This window comes from Streptomyces scabiei 87.22 (genome assembly GCF_000091305.1).
Taxonomy (GTDB): domain Bacteria; phylum Actinomycetota; class Actinomycetes; order Streptomycetales; family Streptomycetaceae; genus Streptomyces; species Streptomyces scabiei.
On sequence record NC_013929.1, the window covers coordinates 6,162,520 to 6,178,220 of the forward strand.

Here is a 15,701-nt window from a genome sequence, read left to right on the forward strand (position 1 = left end):
GACGGCACGGTGGCGGGGTCAGGGCCGCGCCGGCACGTACGGCGTCGCGGACGGCAGGCCCAGGTCCGAGGGGAGCAGGGAGGCCAGCCAGCAGTCGCGGCGGACCCCGTGGTTGTCGAGGCCGGACCTGAGGGTGCCCTCGAGGACGAAGCCGGTGCGTTCGGCCACCGCGCGGGAGGCGGCGTTGCCCACCTCGGCGCGCCATTCGAGGCGGTCGAGGGCGAGCGAGGCGAAGGCCCAGTGGGCGGCGGCGCGGGCGGCCTCGGTGACGTAGCCGTGGCGGCGGTGCTCCCTGGTGGCCCAGAAGCCGATCTCGCCGGTGCCGGGCAGGCGCATGGTGATGCCGAGCATCCCCGCCAGTTCCCCGGCGGGCAGGAAGAGGCCGAAGGTGAACATCGAGGCGTCGGCCCAGCCCTCGGGAACGGACCGCTCGACGAAACCCTCGGCGTGCTCACGCAGATACGGCGAGGGGATCGTGGTCCAGCGCTGGATGTCCGGGTCCTGGGCGGCCGCGTACACCGTGGCGGTGTCGCGCCGGTCCACGGTGCGCAGCAGCAGGCGCTCGGTGGTCAGGGTGACGGGTTCCATCGGGCGATTCTGCTCGGTGGAACCCGCGGGCGCCATCCCGTTTGCCGGCCGGTCCGTCCGAGGCCGTCGCGGGGGTGCCGGTGACCGGCGCGGAGGCGCGGCGCGTGAGGGAACGGTCACGATGTGCGCATTTGGTGGGCGGAACGCGGCACCATCAGCGGCGCCCGCCCGTTGTCCTGGTGAGCTGTCACCGCCAGACCTCCCGGCACGGCGGGGTCCTCGCTTACGATGGCCGTTGCTCAAGCTGTGATTGAAGACTGTCAACTGTCATTGAAACCGACCCTCCCCAGGCCCGACCGGCAAGGAGACAAACCCCCGTGTCCGTCCTCTCGAAGATCATGCGTGCAGGCGAAGGCAAAATCCTGCGCAAGCTGCACCGCATCGCGGACCAGGTCAACTCCATCGAAGAGGACTTCGTCGACCTCTCCGACGCCGAGCTGCGCGCCCTCACCGAGGAGTACAAGCAGCGGTACGCCGACGGTGAGACCCTCGACGACCTGCTCCCCGAGGCGTTCGCCACCGTCCGCGAGGGTGCCAAGCGCGCCCTCGGCCAGCGCCACTACGACGTGCAGATGATGGGCGGTGCCGCCCTCCACCTCGGCTATGTCGCCGAGATGAAGACCGGTGAGGGCAAGACCCTCGTCGGCACCCTGCCCGCGTACCTGAACGCGCTGTCCGGCAAGGGCGTCCACCTGATCACGGTCAACGACTACCTGGCCGAGCGCGACTCCGAGATGATGGGCCGCGTCCACAAGTTCCTGGGTCTGAGCGTCGGCTGCATCCTCGCCAACATGACGCCGGCCCAGCGCCGTGAGCAGTACGCGTGCGACATCACCTACGGCACGAACAACGAGTTCGGCTTCGACTACCTGCGCGACAACATGGCGTGGTCCCAGGACGAGCTCGTCCAGCGCGGCCACAACTTCGCGATCGTCGACGAGGTCGACTCCATCCTCGTCGACGAGGCCCGTACGCCGCTGATCATCTCCGGCCCGGCCGACCAGGCCACCAAGTGGTACGGCGACTTCGCCAAGCTGGTCACGCGCCTGAAGAAGGGCGAGCCCGGCAACCCCCTCAAGGGCATCGAGGAGACCGGCGACTACGAGGTCGACGAGAAGAAGCGCACCGTCGCCATCCACGAGTCCGGTGTCAGCAAGGTCGAGGACTGGCTGGGCATCGACAACCTCTACGAGTCGGTGAACACCCCTCTGGTGGGCTACCTGAACAACGCCATCAAGGCCAAGGAGCTCTTCAAGAAGGACAAGGACTACGTCGTCATGGACGGCGAAGTCATGATCGTCGACGAGCACACCGGCCGTATCCTCGCCGGCCGCCGCTACAACGAGGGCATGCACCAGGCGATCGAGGCGAAGGAAGGGGTGGACATCAAGGACGAGAACCAGACACTCGCCACGATCACCCTGCAGAACTTCTTCCGCCTCTACAAGCGCCACGACCACAACGGCAAGGAACAGCCCGGTCTGTCCGGCATGACCGGTACGGCGATGACCGAGGCCGCCGAGTTCCACCAGATCTACAAGCTCGGTGTCGTCCCGATCCCGACCAACCGGCCGATGGTCCGCAAGGACCAGTCCGACCTGATCTACCGCACCGAGGTCGCGAAGTTCGAGGCGGTCGTCGACGACATCGTCGAGAAGCACGAGAAGGGCCAGCCGATCCTCGTCGGTACGACGTCGGTCGAGAAGTCCGAGTACCTCTCGCAGCAGCTGAGCAAGCGCGGCGTCCAGCACGAGGTGCTCAACGCCAAGCAGCACGACCGGGAGGCGACGATCGTCGCCCAGGCCGGCCGCAGGGGTGCCGTCACCGTCGCCACCAACATGGCCGGCCGCGGTACGGACATCAAGCTCGGCGGCAATCCCGACGACCTCGCCGAGGCGGAGCTGCGCCAGCGCGGCCTCGACCCCGAGGAGCACATCGAGGAATGGGCCCACGCCCTGCCCGAGGCCCTCGCGAAGGCCGAGGAGGCGGTCAAGGCGGAGTTCGAGGAGGTCAAGGAGCTCGGCGGGCTCTACGTCCTCGGCACCGAGCGGCACGAGTCCCGGCGTATCGACAACCAGCTGCGCGGCCGTTCCGGCCGTCAGGGCGACCCCGGTGAGTCCCGGTTCTACCTCTCGCTGGGCGACGACCTGATGAGGCTCTTCAAGGCCCAGATGGTCGAGCGCGTGATGTCCATGGCGAACGTGCCGGACGACGTCCCGATCGAGAACAAGATGGTCACCCGCGCGATCGCCTCGGCCCAGTCGCAGGTCGAGCAGCAGAACTTCGAGACCCGGAAGAACGTCCTCAAGTACGACGAGGTCCTCAACCGGCAGCGCGAGGTCATCTACGGCGAGCGGCGCCGCGTCCTGGAGGGCGAGGACCTGCAGGAGCAGATCCAGCACTTCATGGACGACACCATCGACGCGTACATCACCGCCGAGACCGCCGAGGGCTTCGCCGAGGAGTGGGACCTCGACCGGCTGTGGGGCGCCTTCAAGCAGCTCTACCCGGTGAAGGTCACCGTCGACGAGCTGGAGGAGGCCGCCGGGGACCGGGCCGGGCTGACCGCCGAGTTCATCGCCGAGTCCATCAAGGACGACATCACCGAGCAGTACCAGGCGCGTGAGACGCAGCTCGGCCCCGAGATCATGCGTGAGCTGGAGCGCCGGGTGGTGCTGTCGGTGCTGGACCGCAAGTGGCGCGAGCACCTCTACGAGATGGACTACCTCCAGGAGGGCATCGGCCTGCGCGCGATGGCGCAGAAGGACCCGCTGGTGGAGTACCAGCGCGAGGGCTTCGACATGTTCACCGCCATGATGGAGGGCATCAAGGAGGAGTCCGTCGGCTACCTGTTCAACCTGGAGGTCCAGGTCGAGCAGCAGGTCGAGGAGGTCCCGGTCGAGGACGCGAAGCCGTCCCTGGACAAGGGCGACGCCGTCCCCGCCCAGGCGGGTGCGTCGCGGCCGGAGATCCGCGCCAAGGGCCTGGAGGCCCCGCAGCGCCGTGACCGGCTGCACTTCTCCGCGCCCACCGTCGACGGCGAGGGCGGCATCGTGGAGGGCGACCTCCCCGAGGACGAGCCGATCCGCTCCGAGGCCGACGGCCTCACCCGCGCGGAGCGCCGCAAGCAGCAGGCGAAGACCAGCCGCCGCCGCAAGAAGTAGGGGCGCGCCGCACGACACCGCCGCGCCCGGCGCGGCGGTGGGACGCGGGCCGTGAGGCTGTGAGGGCCGGGCACCTTCGGGTGCCCGGCCCTTCGCGCGTCGTGGCGCCGCCGTTCAGTCCTCGTCGTCCGGGCGGGGGAGCCTCGGACCGCCGAGTTCCACCGCCGTGCAGCGCCAGCGGTGGTCGGGACCGTGTTCCAGGCGGAAGGCCATGGCGCGGAGGCGGTCGCCGGCGCCGATGCGGGCGAAGACCTCCAGGGCGCCGGGGCCGGCCACGTAGTAGCCGATGTCGCGGACCACGGGGTCGGCGCCGCGGGGCAGGCACAGGGTGCCGTGCTCGGTCAGCCGGGCCAGTTCGTCGTAGGCCCGCCCGGCGGTGTGGCGCAGCATGCTGTGGACCGGCCGCCGGCCGCTGAGCACGGCGAGGAGGAGGTCGGCGAAGCGGTCGGTGGGGCGGGGGTGCGGGGTGTGCCCGGCGGTCGTGGGGGCGGTGCGGGGCGGGGGCTGGACCGCGGGCGCCGCGGTCGTGGAGCGGTGTGCCGACGGGCGGCCCTCTCCCGGGGCCGTACGGGCCGGGGTACGGCCCGGGCGGCGGGTGTCGTGGCGGACGGGCGGGCGGGTGCCGGGGGTGCGCCTGGTCCTGGTCATGACCTTGTTCATCGGAAATCCCCGTTCGTGGGTGAGGCTGCCGGGTACCAGTCGGTAACTTGGCGATGGGGATCTTGTACGAGGCCGGAGGGGACCGTCGCAAGGAGGCGTGGGCCATTGCCGGGGGTCGGGCGAGGTTCACCTATCAGGGTGACGGTGAGGGGGTCGGGGCCCGGCGGGGCGCGGGCGTACCGGGTGAGACGACGGGCCCGGGGTGGACGCGTCCGGGGCGCCGGGCGGGCGCTCGAAAGGGGACGCCCGCACGTATCCTGAAGGGCCTCCGGAGGCTTCGCGGGGCCTTCGCGGCGGGACCCGGGACGCAGCGCGCGAACGGACCGCCCGGACGCACCGCCGGCCGCTCCGGAACGCTCCGAGATCACGACTACGAAAGCGGCCTGCCATGCGCGTCTACGTCCCCCTGACCCTCCCCGGGCTCGCCGAGGCGTACAAGACGGGTGAGCTGGGGGAGGGGGCGTTCGTCGCGTACGCCGTCACCCCGGCCCTGCGGGAGTGGTACCTGTCCGACGACATCGAGGAGCTGGAGTACGCCGCGCTGAACCGGGCGGCGCACGCCTCGCTGCGGCTGCTGGCCGTGGACCCGGGGGCCGTGCGGCGCAGGGTCGTCGTGGCGGTGGACGTGGCCGACCGGGACGCGGTGGCCGATCCCGACCGGGGCCTCGATCCGGCGGCGCTCGGGGAGGTGCGGGTGGCCGGGCCCGTGCCGCTGGGCAAGGCGGCGGCCGTGCACGTCGACTCGGCGGAGGCCGAGGAGGAGGTGGGGGAGGCCGCGGACGCGCTGGGGGCGGCGGATCAGGGGGACGACGACGCGCAGTTCATCGTGGACGGGGCGGACGACCACGAGCTGCTCTGGTACGCGACCCAGGAGATCCCGAACCTCGTGGGGCTCGGTGGCTGATCCGGCCGGAGCCTGCGGTGCCGCCGCGCCCGCCCGGGCCGCCGCCGGGGGTGGTGGGAATGCGTTGTCGGTGGTGAGGGGTAGTTTTCCTGTATGGGGATGAACGGAGCCGGGGCGCACATCGTCTGGGACTGGAACGGGACCTTGTTGAACGACAACGAGGCGATCATCGGGGCGACGAACGCGGCGTTCGCGGAGCTGGGGATCGAGCCGATCACGCTGGAGCGGTACCGGGAGCTGTACTGCGTCCCGGTGCCGAAGTTCTACGAGCGGTTGATCGGGCGGCTGCCCTCGGACGAGGAGTGGGAGGCCATGGACGTGGTCTTCCACCGGTACTACGCCGAGCACCGGGTGGCCTGCGGGCTGACCGACGGTGTGCCGGGGCTGCTCACCGAGTGGGTCTCCGGCGGGCGCAGCCAGTCGATCCTCAGCATGTACGTGCACGAGGAACTGGTCCCGCTGGTCCGGGGCTTCGGGATCGAGCCGCACTTCGTCCGGGTCGACGGGCGCACCGGCCCCTCCGGGGGCAGCAAGGCCGAGCACATGGTCCGGCATCTGCGCAGTCTTGTGGGCGTGGAGCCGCGACGGACCGTCGTGATCGGGGACGCCGCCGACGACGCCGTGGCCGCCCGGCACGTGGGAGCGCAGGCCGTGCTCTACACGGGCGGCTCCCACAGCAGGGCCAGCCTGGAGTGGGTCGGGGTGCCCGTCGTGGACACCCTGGAGGAGGCCGTCGCCGAGGCCGGGCGGCTGGCCGCGTAACCCGGCCGTCGCGGTCCGCGCTGCCGAGGCGCTCCCGGCTAGGTCACCGGCGCCTTCGCCCGCAGCACTGTCAGGAACTCGCGCATCCAGCCGGAGTGGTCCGGCCAGGCGCGGGCGGAGACGAGTGTGCCGTCGACGACCGTCTCGGCGTCCTGGAAGGTCGCGCCGGCGGCCTGCATGTCGAGTTCGAGGGCCGGGTAGGCGGTGACGCGGCGGCCCGAGAGGGCGTCCACGGCGGCGGTCAGCAGCGGGCCGTGGCAGATCTGGGCGACCGGTTTGTCGGTGTCGAAGAAGGACTTGAGGATCTTGCGCAGCTCGGGGTCGTTGCGCAGGTACTCCGGGGCCCGGCCGCCGGGCACGACGACGGCGGCGTACTGGCCGGGGTCGACCTCGGAGAAGGCCAGGTCTGCGGGCCAGGAGTAGCCGGGCTTCTCGGTGTAGGTGTCGTAGCCCGGCTCGAAGTCGTGCACGACGAACCGGAGCTTCTTGCGGCTGGGGGCCGCGATATGGACCTCGTACCCCTCCTCGCGGAGGCGCTGGTAGGGGTACAGGACCTCCAGCGACTCCGCCGCGTCGCCGGTCACGATCAGGATCTTGGCCGTCATGGTGGGGCTCCCCTCGATGCCGCCCTCGATGCCGCAGGGCTTCCTTCGTCAGGCTATGGCCTCCTGGGCAACGTGCATCCGGGGTGCGGATCTGCCAAGGGGGTGGGCGGAATCCCGGCCCCGGCGAAAGCGCGTATAGGCTCGGTTGCGCGGAGGTAAGCTCAAAAGTGCGCGAGGGGTACTGTGCAGAACGTCAAAGTTCCACCCCCTGTTTTGTACACATACGGCTCATGACGTGCCCCCCGTCCGGAGGGATAGCCTTGTGGCGTGATCAGCGCGATAGTTCGCGGGGACGTCGTCGTCCCTGCCCTGCGCCCGGTGAGCACGGACGACATCCGTGTCCGGGCGGCGGTCGCTGGTCCTCGCGGGCGGGAGGGAGCCACCAGGGCTCCCGGGACGCCGGGTACCCCCACGGACGGCACGCCGCCGAGAGCAGCGTCACATCCCCGTCGGGCACCGAGAATGGCTGATTTCCCCCCGCTCGTCTCGCCCTGCGGCATAGCGTCGAACCAGACCGGACACCCCGTGTCGTGGTGGCGCGTCGGAGGGCACGAGTTCGTACTTCCTTCTACGTCACGCAACGGCGCGCGACAGGAGCCAGAGGACAATGCAGACCAAGCTGGACGAAGCCAAGGCCGAGCTGCTCGAACGGGCCGCCCGGGTAGCTGAGAACAGCCCGGTCGGGGGGTATCTACCGACTGGGACGACGAGCGAGAGTACGTCCGGCATCCCGGACCACGAGACCGTGCTCGCGTTCCTCCAGCGCTACTACCTGCACACCGCCCCGGAGGACCTCGGCGGCCGTGACCCGGTCGACGTCTTCGGAGCCGCGCACTCCCACTACCGGCTGGCCGAGAACCGCCCCCAGGGCACGGCCAACGTACGGGTGCACACCCCGACCGTCGAGGAGAACGGCTGGACGTGCAGCCACTCCGTGGTCGAGGTCGTCACCGACGACATGCCCTTCCTCGTCGACTCCGTGACCAACGAGCTGTCACGGCAGGGGCGCGGCATCCATGTCGTCATCCACCCCCAGGTCGTCGTACGGCGGGACGTCACCGGCAAGCTCGTCGAGCTGGTCATCGAGCCGGCCGCCGTCGCCGCGGCCGCCGCGGCGGTGGCCGCCGGTGAGACGCTGCCGCACGACGCGCACATCGAGTCCTGGATCCACGTCGAGATCGACCGCGAGACCGACCGGGCGGACCTCAAGCAGATCAACAACGATCTGGTGCGCGTCCTGTCCGACGTCCGCGAGGCCGTCGAGGACTGGGAGAAGATGCGGGACGCGGCGGTCCGGATCGCCGACGGGCTGACCGCCGAGCCGACCGCCGACGACCTGCGCGAACAGGAGGTGGAGGAGGCCCGCGAGCTGCTGCGCTGGCTCGCCGACGACCACTTCACCTTCCTGGGGTTCCGGGAGTACGAGCTGCGCGAGGACGACTCGCTCGCCGCCGTCGCCGGCACCGGCCTCGGCATCCTGCGCTCCGACCCGCACCACTCGGGGGAGGACCAGCACCCCGTCAGCCCCTCCTTCGAGCGGCTGCCCGCCGACGCCCGCGCCAAGGCCCGTGAGCACAAGCTCCTCGTCCTGACGAAGGCCAACAGCCGGGCCACCGTCCACCGCCCGTCCTACCTCGACTACGTGGGCGTGAAGAAGTTCGACGCCGAGGGCAACGTGATCGGCGAGCGGCGCTTCCTCGGCCTGTTCTCCTCGGCCGCCTACACCGAGTCCGTGCGCCGGGTGCCCGTCGTCCGCCGCAAGGTCGAGGACGTCCTGCGCGGCGCCGGGTTCTCGCCCAACAGCCACGACGGGCGCGACCTCCTGCAGATCCTGGAGACCTACCCGCGCGACGAGCTGTTCCAGACCTCGGCCGACGAGCTGCGGTCCATCGTCACCTCCGTGCTCTACCTCCAGGAACGCCGGCGACTGCGGCTCTACCTCCGCCAGGACGAGTACGGGCGCTACTACTCCGCCCTCGTCTACCTCCCCCGCGACCGCTACACCACCGGCGTACGCCTCAGGATCATCGACATCCTGAAGGAGGAACTGGGCGGCATCAGCGTCGACTTCACCGCCTGGAACACCGAGTCGATCCTCTCCCGGCTGCACTTCGTGGTCCGCGTCGAGCCCGGCACCGAACTGCCGCACCTCAGCGACGCCGACAAGGAACGCCTGGAGGCCAAGCTCGTCGAGGCCGCCCGGTCCTGGTCGGACGGGTTCGCCGAGGCGCTCAACGCCGAGGTCGGCGAGGAGCGCGCCGCCGAGATGCTCCGCAAGTACGGCCACGCCGTCCCCGAGGGGTACAAGGCCGACCACAACCCCCGCTCCGCCGTCGCCGACCTCGTCCGCCTCGAAGCGCTCGACCAGGACGAGGACTTCGAGCTGAGCCTGTACGAGCCGGTGGGTGCCGCGCCCGACGAGCGCCGGTTCAAGATCTACCGCAAGGGCGGCTCGGTCTCCCTCTCCGCGGTGCTGCCCGTCCTGAACCGCATCGGCGTCGAGGTCATCGACGAGCGGCCCTACGAGCTGCGCTGCGCGGACCGGACGACCGCGTGGATCTACGACTTCGGGCTGCGGATGCCGAGGCAGCAGACCGGCAGCGCCGACTACGCCGGGGACGACGCCCGGGAACGGGTGCAGGAGGCCTTCGCCGCCACCTGGACCGGACAGGCGGAGAACGACGGGTTCAACGCGCTCGTGCTGAGCGCGGGCCTCACCTGGCGGCAGGCCATGGTGCTGCGCGCGTACGCCAAGTACCTGCGGCAGGCCGGATCCACCTTCAGCCAGGACTACATGGAGGACACCCTCCGCAACAACGTCCACACCACCCGGTTGCTCGTGTCGCTGTTCGAGGCGCGGATGTCACCGGACCGGCAGCGGGCCGGCCGGGAGATCGTCGACGCGCTCCTCGAAGAGGTCGACGCGGCGCTCGACCAGGTGGCGAGCCTCGACGAGGACCGCATCCTGCGGTCGTTCCTCACCGTCATCAAGGCGACGCTGCGCACCAACTTCTTCCAGGAGGCGGCCGGCGGCAAGCCGCACGACTACGTCTCCATGAAGTTCGACCCGCAGGCCATCCCCGACCTGCCGGCGCCGCGACCGGCGTTCGAGATCTGGGTGTACTCGCCGCGCGTCGAGGGCGTGCACCTCAGGTTCGGGAAGGTCGCCCGCGGCGGGCTGCGCTGGTCGGACCGGCGGGAGGACTTCCGCACCGAGATCCTGGGCCTGGTCAAGGCGCAGATGGTCAAGAACACCGTCATCGTGCCCGTCGGCGCCAAGGGCGGCTTCGTCGCCAAGCAGCTCCCGGACCCGTCGGTGGACCGGGACGCGTGGCTCGCCGAGGGCATCCGCAGCTACAAGACCTTCATCTCCGCGCTGCTCGACATCACCGACAACATGGTGGCCGGCGAGGTCACGCCGCCCGCCGACGTCGTCCGCCACGACGAGGACGACACCTACCTGGTCGTCGCCGCCGACAAGGGCACCGCGACCTTCTCCGACATCGCCAACCAGGTCGCCGAGAGCTACAACTTCTGGCTCGGGGACGCCTTCGCGTCCGGCGGCTCGGCCGGCTACGACCACAAGGGCATGGGCATCACCGCCCGCGGCGCCTGGGAGTCGGTCAAGCGGCACTTCCGTGAGGTGGGCGTCGACACGCAGTCCGAGGACTTCACGGTCGTCGGCATCGGGGACATGTCCGGTGACGTGTTCGGCAACGGCATGCTGCTCAGCGAGCACATCCGGCTCGTCGCCGCCTTCGACCACCGGCACATCTTCATCGACCCCAGCCCCGACGCGGCCACCTCCTACGCCGAACGCCGCCGGGTCTTCGAGCTGCCCCGCTCCAGCTGGGCCGACTACGACACCGACCTGATCTCCACCGGCGGCGGCGTCTTCCCGCGCACCGCCAAGGCGATCCCGATCAACGCCCACATCCGGGACGTCCTCGGCATCGAGGACAAGGTCGCCAAGATGACCCCGGCCGACCTGATGAAGGCGATCCTCAAGGCCCCGGTCGATCTGCTGTGGAACGGCGGCATCGGCACGTACGTGAAGGCGTCCACCGAGTCGCACGCCGACGTCGGCGACAAGGCCAACGACGCCATCCGGGTCGACGGAGGGGACCTCAGGGTCCAGGTCGTCGGCGAGGGCGGCAACCTCGGCCTGACCCAGCTGGGCCGGATCGAGTTCGCGCAGACCGGCGGGCGGGTCAACACCGACGCCATCGACAACAGCGCGGGCGTGGACACCTCCGACCACGAGGTGAACATCAAGATCCTGCTCAACGGCCTGGTCGCCGAGGGCGACATGACGGTCAAGCAGCGCAACAAGCTGCTCGCCGAGATGACCGACGAGGTCGGCCACCTCGTCCTGCGCAACAACTACGCGCAGAACACGGCGATCGCCAACGCCCTCGCCCAGTCCCCGGACATGCTCCACGCCCAGCAGCGCTTCATGCGCCACCTGGTCAGGGAGGGCCGCCTCGACCGGGCGATCGAATTCCTGCCCACCGACCGGCAGATCCGCGAGCGCCTCAACGCGGGCCAGGGCCTCACCGGCCCCGAGACGGCCGTCCTGCTCGCCTACACGAAGATCACCGTCGCCGAGGAGCTGCTGCACACCGAGCTGCCCGACGACACCTACCTGCGCAAGCTGCTGCACGCGTACTTCCCGGCCGCGCTGGGCGAACGGTTCCCCGAGCACATCGACAGCCACCCGCTGAGCCGTGAGATCGTCACGACCCTGCTGGTCAACGACACGGTCAACACGGGCGGTACGAGCTTCCTGCACCGCCTGCGGGAGGAGACCGGGGCCTCGCTGGAGGAGATCGTCCGGGCGCAGACCGCGTCCCGCGCGATCTTCGGGTCGGGCGCGGTGTGGGACGCCGTCGAGGGCCTGGACAACAAGGTCGACGCGGCCGTCCAGACCCGGATCCGCCTGCACTCCCGCCGCCTCGTCGAGCGCGGCACACGCTGGCTGCTCAACAACCGGCCGCAGCCGCTGCAACTCGCCGAGACCATCGCGTTCTTCACCGAGGGCGTCCACCTGGTCTGGGGCGAGCTGCCCAAGCTGCTGCGCGGCGCGGACCTGGAGTGGTACCAGGAGATCCACGACGAGCTGACGGGCGCCGGGGTCCCGGAGGAGCTGGCCACGCGGGTCGCGGGCTTCTCCTCCGCCTTCCCCACGCTCGACATCGTCGCCGTCGCGGACCGGGTCGGCCGGACGCCGATGGAGGTCGCCGAGGTGTACTACGACCTCGCCGACCGGCTGAGCATCACCCAGCTGATGGACCGCATCATCGAGCTGCCGCGTGCCGACCGCTGGCAGTCCATGGCCCGCGCGGCGATCCGCGAGGACCTGTACGCGGCGCACGCCTCCCTCACGGCCGAGGTCCTCTCCGCGGGCAACGGCTCCTCCACGCCCGAGCAGCGCTTCAAGGTGTGGGAGCAGAAGAACGCCGCGCTGCTGGGCCGGGCGCGGACGACCCTGGAGGAGATCCAGACCTCCGACGCGTTCGACCTCGCCAACCTGTCGGTGGCGATGCGGACGATGAGGACGCTGCTGCGCTCGCACTCGTAGCGGTACGGCGAAGGGGGCGCCCCACGGCTGTGGGGCGCCCCCTTCGCGTGTGCGGGGCCGGGCTACTCGCTGCTCTTCTTCCAGAGCGTCAGCTTGCCCTCGACGCTCGGCACTTCCCAGCTGTACTCACCCGGGGTCAGCTTGGTGATCTCGTACATGGCGAGGTTGCCGTCCTTGGTCACCGTGCAGAGGAGGGAGCCCTCGGGGATGATCCCGTCCTTGCCGAAGTCGTCGGGGCCCACGAGGGACGGCAGGGCGTCGGTGTCCGCACCCGTGCGGCACTGCTGGAGGGTGCGGCCCCTGCTCTTGCCCATCGTGGTCTCGAAGCTCCACTGGCCGTTCTGGATCGACATCTCCCGTGTCTCGTCCCTCATCTCGGCCTTGATGTCGATGCTCGGCCGGTCCAGGTCGATGTAGGTGTAGTTCTCGGCGGGCGTGCGCAGGACGAAGGACTGATTCTCGAAGGCCAGGGTGAACTTGGTGTCCGCGGACACGGTGGCGGACTCGGAGGGGTCGGTGACGTCCTGTCCGTCGCCACCGCCGCCCCCGCCGCTTCCGTCGTCGTCGGTGGGAGCGGGGGTCGGGGTGCCCTTGTCCTTGCCCGTGCCGTCGCTCTTGCCGCTGCCCTTCGTGTCGCTCGCGTCGCTGTCCTTCTTCTCGTTCCCGCCCAGCACGTACACCGCGGCTGCCGCGCCCGAGCCGGCCACGAGGACGAGGGCCAGGGCGACGAGGGCCGCCTTCAGCCCTCGGCGGCTCTTCTTGGCCGGGGCGGGGGCCTGGCCCGCCTGGGACTGCGGGGTGAGGTGGAAGGTGTCCGTCGCCGGCGGCGGGTAGCCGTAGCCGGGGGGCTGCGTCTGGGGCGGCGGGCCGAAGCCGGTGGCCTGGCCCGGCTGGGGCGCGCCCTGGGCGGTGCCCGGTGCGGTTCCCTGTGCCGCCGGGGCCGTGGTCGGCGGGGCGGCCGGGGGTGCGGCGGGCATCTCGGGTGCCGTCGGCTGCGGCGGGCTCTGGACCGACTGCTCACGGCGGGCGATCTCGGCGGTGAGCGGTGCCGGGAGCCAGCCATGGAAGTCGCCGAGGGCGCGGCCCGCCGACTCCTGGCAGAGCGCGGCCAGTTCCTCGGTGCCGGCGCGGGCGGCCGGGTCTGCGGTCAGGCAGCGCTCCAGCAGGGGGCGCAGCCGCTCGTCGTACCCGTCGAGCCTCGGTGGCCGCTGGGCGGTGTTGGCGATCTGGGCGGCGATGGTGATGGCGCCGCCGTCGCCGTACGGGTGGCGTCCGGTGGCCGCGACGGCGGCGATCAGGCCGAGCGAGAAGACGTCGGTGGCCGGGGTGACCTGCTCGCCGAGCGCGTGCTCCGGGGACATGTACTGCGGGGTGCCGATCAGACCGCCGGACTGGGTCAGGTGGGTGGCGTCGGCGGCGCGGGCGATACCGAAGTCGATGACGTACGGGCCCTGGGAGCCCAGCAGGATGTTGCTCGGCTTGAGGTCGCGGTGGATGACGCCGGCCGCGTGGATGGAGGTCAGGGCACGGGCCGCGCAGCCGACGAGCTGGAACACGGCGGGCAGGGGCAGCGGGCCGAAGCCGACCAGGGCGTCGTGCAGGGAGATGCCCGCGATGAACGCCGAGGCCAGCCAGGGGAGTTCGCCGGTGGTGTCGTGGTCGACCACCGGGACGATGTGGTAGCCCTGCACGCGCCGGGCCGCCTGGACCTCCTGCTCGAAGCGGCGGCGGAAGTCGGCGTCCTGGCCGTACTCGCGGCGGATGACCTTCAGGGCGACGGGCTGGCCGCCGCGGGTGTGCGACAGATAGACCGTGCCCATGCCGCCCTCGCCGATCCGGGCGTGCAGGTGGTAGCCGGCGGTCTCTCTCGGGTCCTGCGGTCCCAGTGGGCTCAGGATGTCGCCAGTGCTGCTGCTGATGGGAGCCTCCCCCGGTGCGGTGCCGAACTCCTGTGCTGTGTCTGGGCACTTGAAGCGGTCCGAAGCTTATACGGCACTTATGACACTTGGGGTGGGTGTTGCGGTTCCCGCGGACCGGGGGGTGAGGACGCGGTAGGGGCGGGGTGGTCCGGTGCGTGTGTCGGGTGCGGGTGCGGGTGCGTGGGGGCTGGTCGCGCAGTTCCCCGCGCCCCTGAAAAGCAGGGGCTGCGCCCCATGCTTTTCAGGCCCGCAGGGCCTGGGGTTTTAGGGGCGCGGGGAACTGCGCGAGAAGCCCCACCGGACCCGCACCCGACACACGCACTCGACTCACGGTTCCCGGCGCACCCGCTGGCGCCATTCCTCGTCCCGGACCGTGATCGGGGCCGTCGGCGGAAGGCGCCGGACCGTCGGGGCCTCCGAGATGTGCGGCGTCGCTGCCGTCGGCGCCTCCGTCAGTGACAGCGTGCGGAAGGCCGTCTCGATGAGGGCCACCGACGTGGCGACCGGGGCCGGGAGCCAGCCGTCGAAGTCGCGCACGTCCCGGCGGGCCGCTCCCGCGCAGTGCTCGGCCAGGGCGGCGGCGGAGGGACGGGACGCCGGGTCGGCGGTGAGGCAGCGGCGCACGATGTCGAGCAGCGGCCGGCCGATGCCGTCCAGGGCGGGCGGGGCGATGTCGGTGGCGGCGATACGGGTCGCGATGGCCAGCGGGTTGCCCCGGCCGTACGGGTGGGCGCCGGTGGCGGCGACCGCGGCGATCAGGCCGAGCGCGAAGACGTCCGACGCGGAGGTCACCCGGCGGCCGAGGGCGTGCTCGGGGGACATGTAGCGCGGGGTGCCGATGAGGCGTCCGGCGGTGGTGAGGGTGGCCGCGCCCGCCGCCCGCGCGATGCCGAAGTCGAGCAGCCAGGGCCCGTCCGCCGCGAGCAGCACGTTCGCGGGTTTGACGTCACGGTGGATCACCCCGGCGGTGTGCACGGCGTCCAGCGCGTGCGCGGCGCAGGCCAGCAGCTGCAGGACCGTGGGGACGGGGAGCGGGCCGTGGGTCTCCAGGGCCTGGTCGAGGGGGACACCCGGTACGTAGTGGGTGGCGAGCCAGGGCCGCTCCGCCCCGGCGTCGTGGTCGACGATCGGCACCAGGTGGTAGCCCGAGACACGGCGTCCGGCGGTCACCTCGCGGGCGAACCGCTCGCGGAAGGCGGGGCTGCCGGCGTACTCCGGGCGGACCAGTTTCAGCGCGACCGGCTGGCCGCCCCGGCTGCGCGAGAGATAGACCGTGCCCATCCCGCCCTCACCGATCCGGGCGTACAGCGGATACCCGGCGATCTCCCGCGGATCCTCCACCCGCAGCGGCTCAGGCACCACCCCGCGCATCGACCGCCCCCTCCGCTCAGCCTCTCTCCGGAGCGTATCGCGGCACGGCCGCGGCGGTGGCGGATGAGGCGACCCGCGCACCACCCGCGCACCGGCGGAGCCGTCCGCCCGAGTGGCTCCGCACCGCACCACGGTCTATAGAGGGGA

The 15,701-nt window shown here is 71.2% G+C and carries 9 protein-coding genes; 4 read left to right on the forward strand and 5 right to left on the reverse strand.

The features are described from left to right. Positions 1 to 18: 18 nt before the first annotated feature. A complete protein-coding gene (locus SCAB_RS26415; protein ID WP_013003140.1) occupies positions 19 to 588 on the reverse strand; it encodes a GNAT family N-acetyltransferase in 570 nt (189 codons plus the stop codon). Positions 589 to 905: 317 nt separating this feature from the next. Here SCAB_RS26415 and secA point away from each other — a divergent pair, with 317 nt between their 5' ends. Next, a complete protein-coding gene (secA, locus tag SCAB_RS26420) occupies positions 906 to 3,752 on the forward strand; it encodes a preprotein translocase subunit SecA (RefSeq protein WP_013003141.1) in 2,847 nt (948 codons plus the stop codon). Positions 3,753 to 3,866: 114 nt separating this feature from the next. Here secA and SCAB_RS26425 read toward each other — a convergent pair whose 3' ends face one another. Next, positions 3,867 to 4,412 carry an Rv3235 family protein gene (locus SCAB_RS26425; RefSeq protein WP_041669675.1) on the reverse strand — a complete coding sequence of 182 codons (546 nt, stop codon included), beginning with the start codon at positions 4,410 to 4,412 and terminating at the stop codon, positions 3,867 to 3,869. A gap of 388 nt (positions 4,413 to 4,800) precedes the next feature. Between SCAB_RS26425 and SCAB_RS26430 the strand changes: the two genes are divergently transcribed. After that, a complete protein-coding gene (locus SCAB_RS26430; protein WP_013003143.1) occupies positions 4,801 to 5,316 on the forward strand; it encodes a DUF6912 family protein in 516 nt (171 codons plus the stop codon). Positions 5,317 to 5,409: 93 nt separating this feature from the next. Beyond that, a complete protein-coding gene (locus SCAB_RS26435) occupies positions 5,410 to 6,078 on the forward strand; it encodes an HAD family hydrolase (RefSeq protein WP_013003144.1) in 669 nt (222 codons plus the stop codon). A gap of 38 nt (positions 6,079 to 6,116) precedes the next feature. Here SCAB_RS26435 and SCAB_RS26440 read toward each other — a convergent pair whose 3' ends face one another. After that, positions 6,117 to 6,683, reverse strand: a complete 567-nt coding sequence (locus SCAB_RS26440; protein ID WP_013003145.1) for a DJ-1/PfpI family protein — start codon at positions 6,681 to 6,683, stop codon at positions 6,117 to 6,119. Between the two features lie 607 nt (positions 6,684 to 7,290). Between SCAB_RS26440 and SCAB_RS26445 the strand changes: the two genes are divergently transcribed. After that, positions 7,291 to 12,264, forward strand: a complete 4,974-nt coding sequence (locus tag SCAB_RS26445) for an NAD-glutamate dehydrogenase (protein WP_013003146.1) — start codon at positions 7,291 to 7,293, stop codon at positions 12,262 to 12,264. A 62-nt stretch (positions 12,265 to 12,326) separates the two neighbouring features. Here the strand turns inward: SCAB_RS26445 and SCAB_RS26450 are convergent, their stop codons facing one another. Beyond that, positions 12,327 to 14,111 carry a serine/threonine-protein kinase gene (locus tag SCAB_RS26450; RefSeq protein WP_269450654.1) on the reverse strand — a complete coding sequence of 595 codons (1,785 nt, stop codon included), beginning with the start codon at positions 14,109 to 14,111 and terminating at the stop codon, positions 12,327 to 12,329. A gap of 399 nt (positions 14,112 to 14,510) precedes the next feature. Next, the gene (locus SCAB_RS26455; RefSeq protein ID WP_173402907.1) at positions 14,511 to 15,554 is read right to left on the reverse strand and encodes a serine/threonine-protein kinase; all 1,044 of its coding nucleotides are present in this window, start codon (positions 15,552 to 15,554) and stop codon (positions 14,511 to 14,513) included. Positions 15,555 to 15,701 lie beyond the last annotated feature (147 nt).

Bases quoted from the DNA above. Each gene is read 5' to 3' on its own strand.
- SCAB_RS26415 (WP_013003140.1), bottom strand. From the start codon at position 588: ATGGAACCCGTCACCCTGACCACCGAGCGCCTGCTGCTGCGCACCGTG.
- SCAB_RS26440 (WP_013003145.1), bottom strand. From the start codon at position 6,683: ATGACGGCCAAGATCCTGATCGTGACCGGCGACGCGGCGGAGTCGCTG.
- SCAB_RS26425 (WP_041669675.1), bottom strand. From the start codon at position 4,412: ATGAACAAGGTCATGACCAGGACCAGGCGCACCCCCGGCACCCGCCCG.
- SCAB_RS26455 (WP_173402907.1), bottom strand. From the start codon at position 15,554: ATGCGCGGGGTGGTGCCTGAGCCGCTGCGGGTGGAGGATCCGCGGGAG.
- SCAB_RS26435 (WP_013003144.1), top strand. From the start codon at position 5,410: ATGGGGATGAACGGAGCCGGGGCGCACATCGTCTGGGACTGGAACGGG.
- SCAB_RS26430 (WP_013003143.1), top strand. From the start codon at position 4,801: ATGCGCGTCTACGTCCCCCTGACCCTCCCCGGGCTCGCCGAGGCGTAC.
- SCAB_RS26445 (WP_013003146.1), top strand. From the start codon at position 7,291: ATGCAGACCAAGCTGGACGAAGCCAAGGCCGAGCTGCTCGAACGGGCC.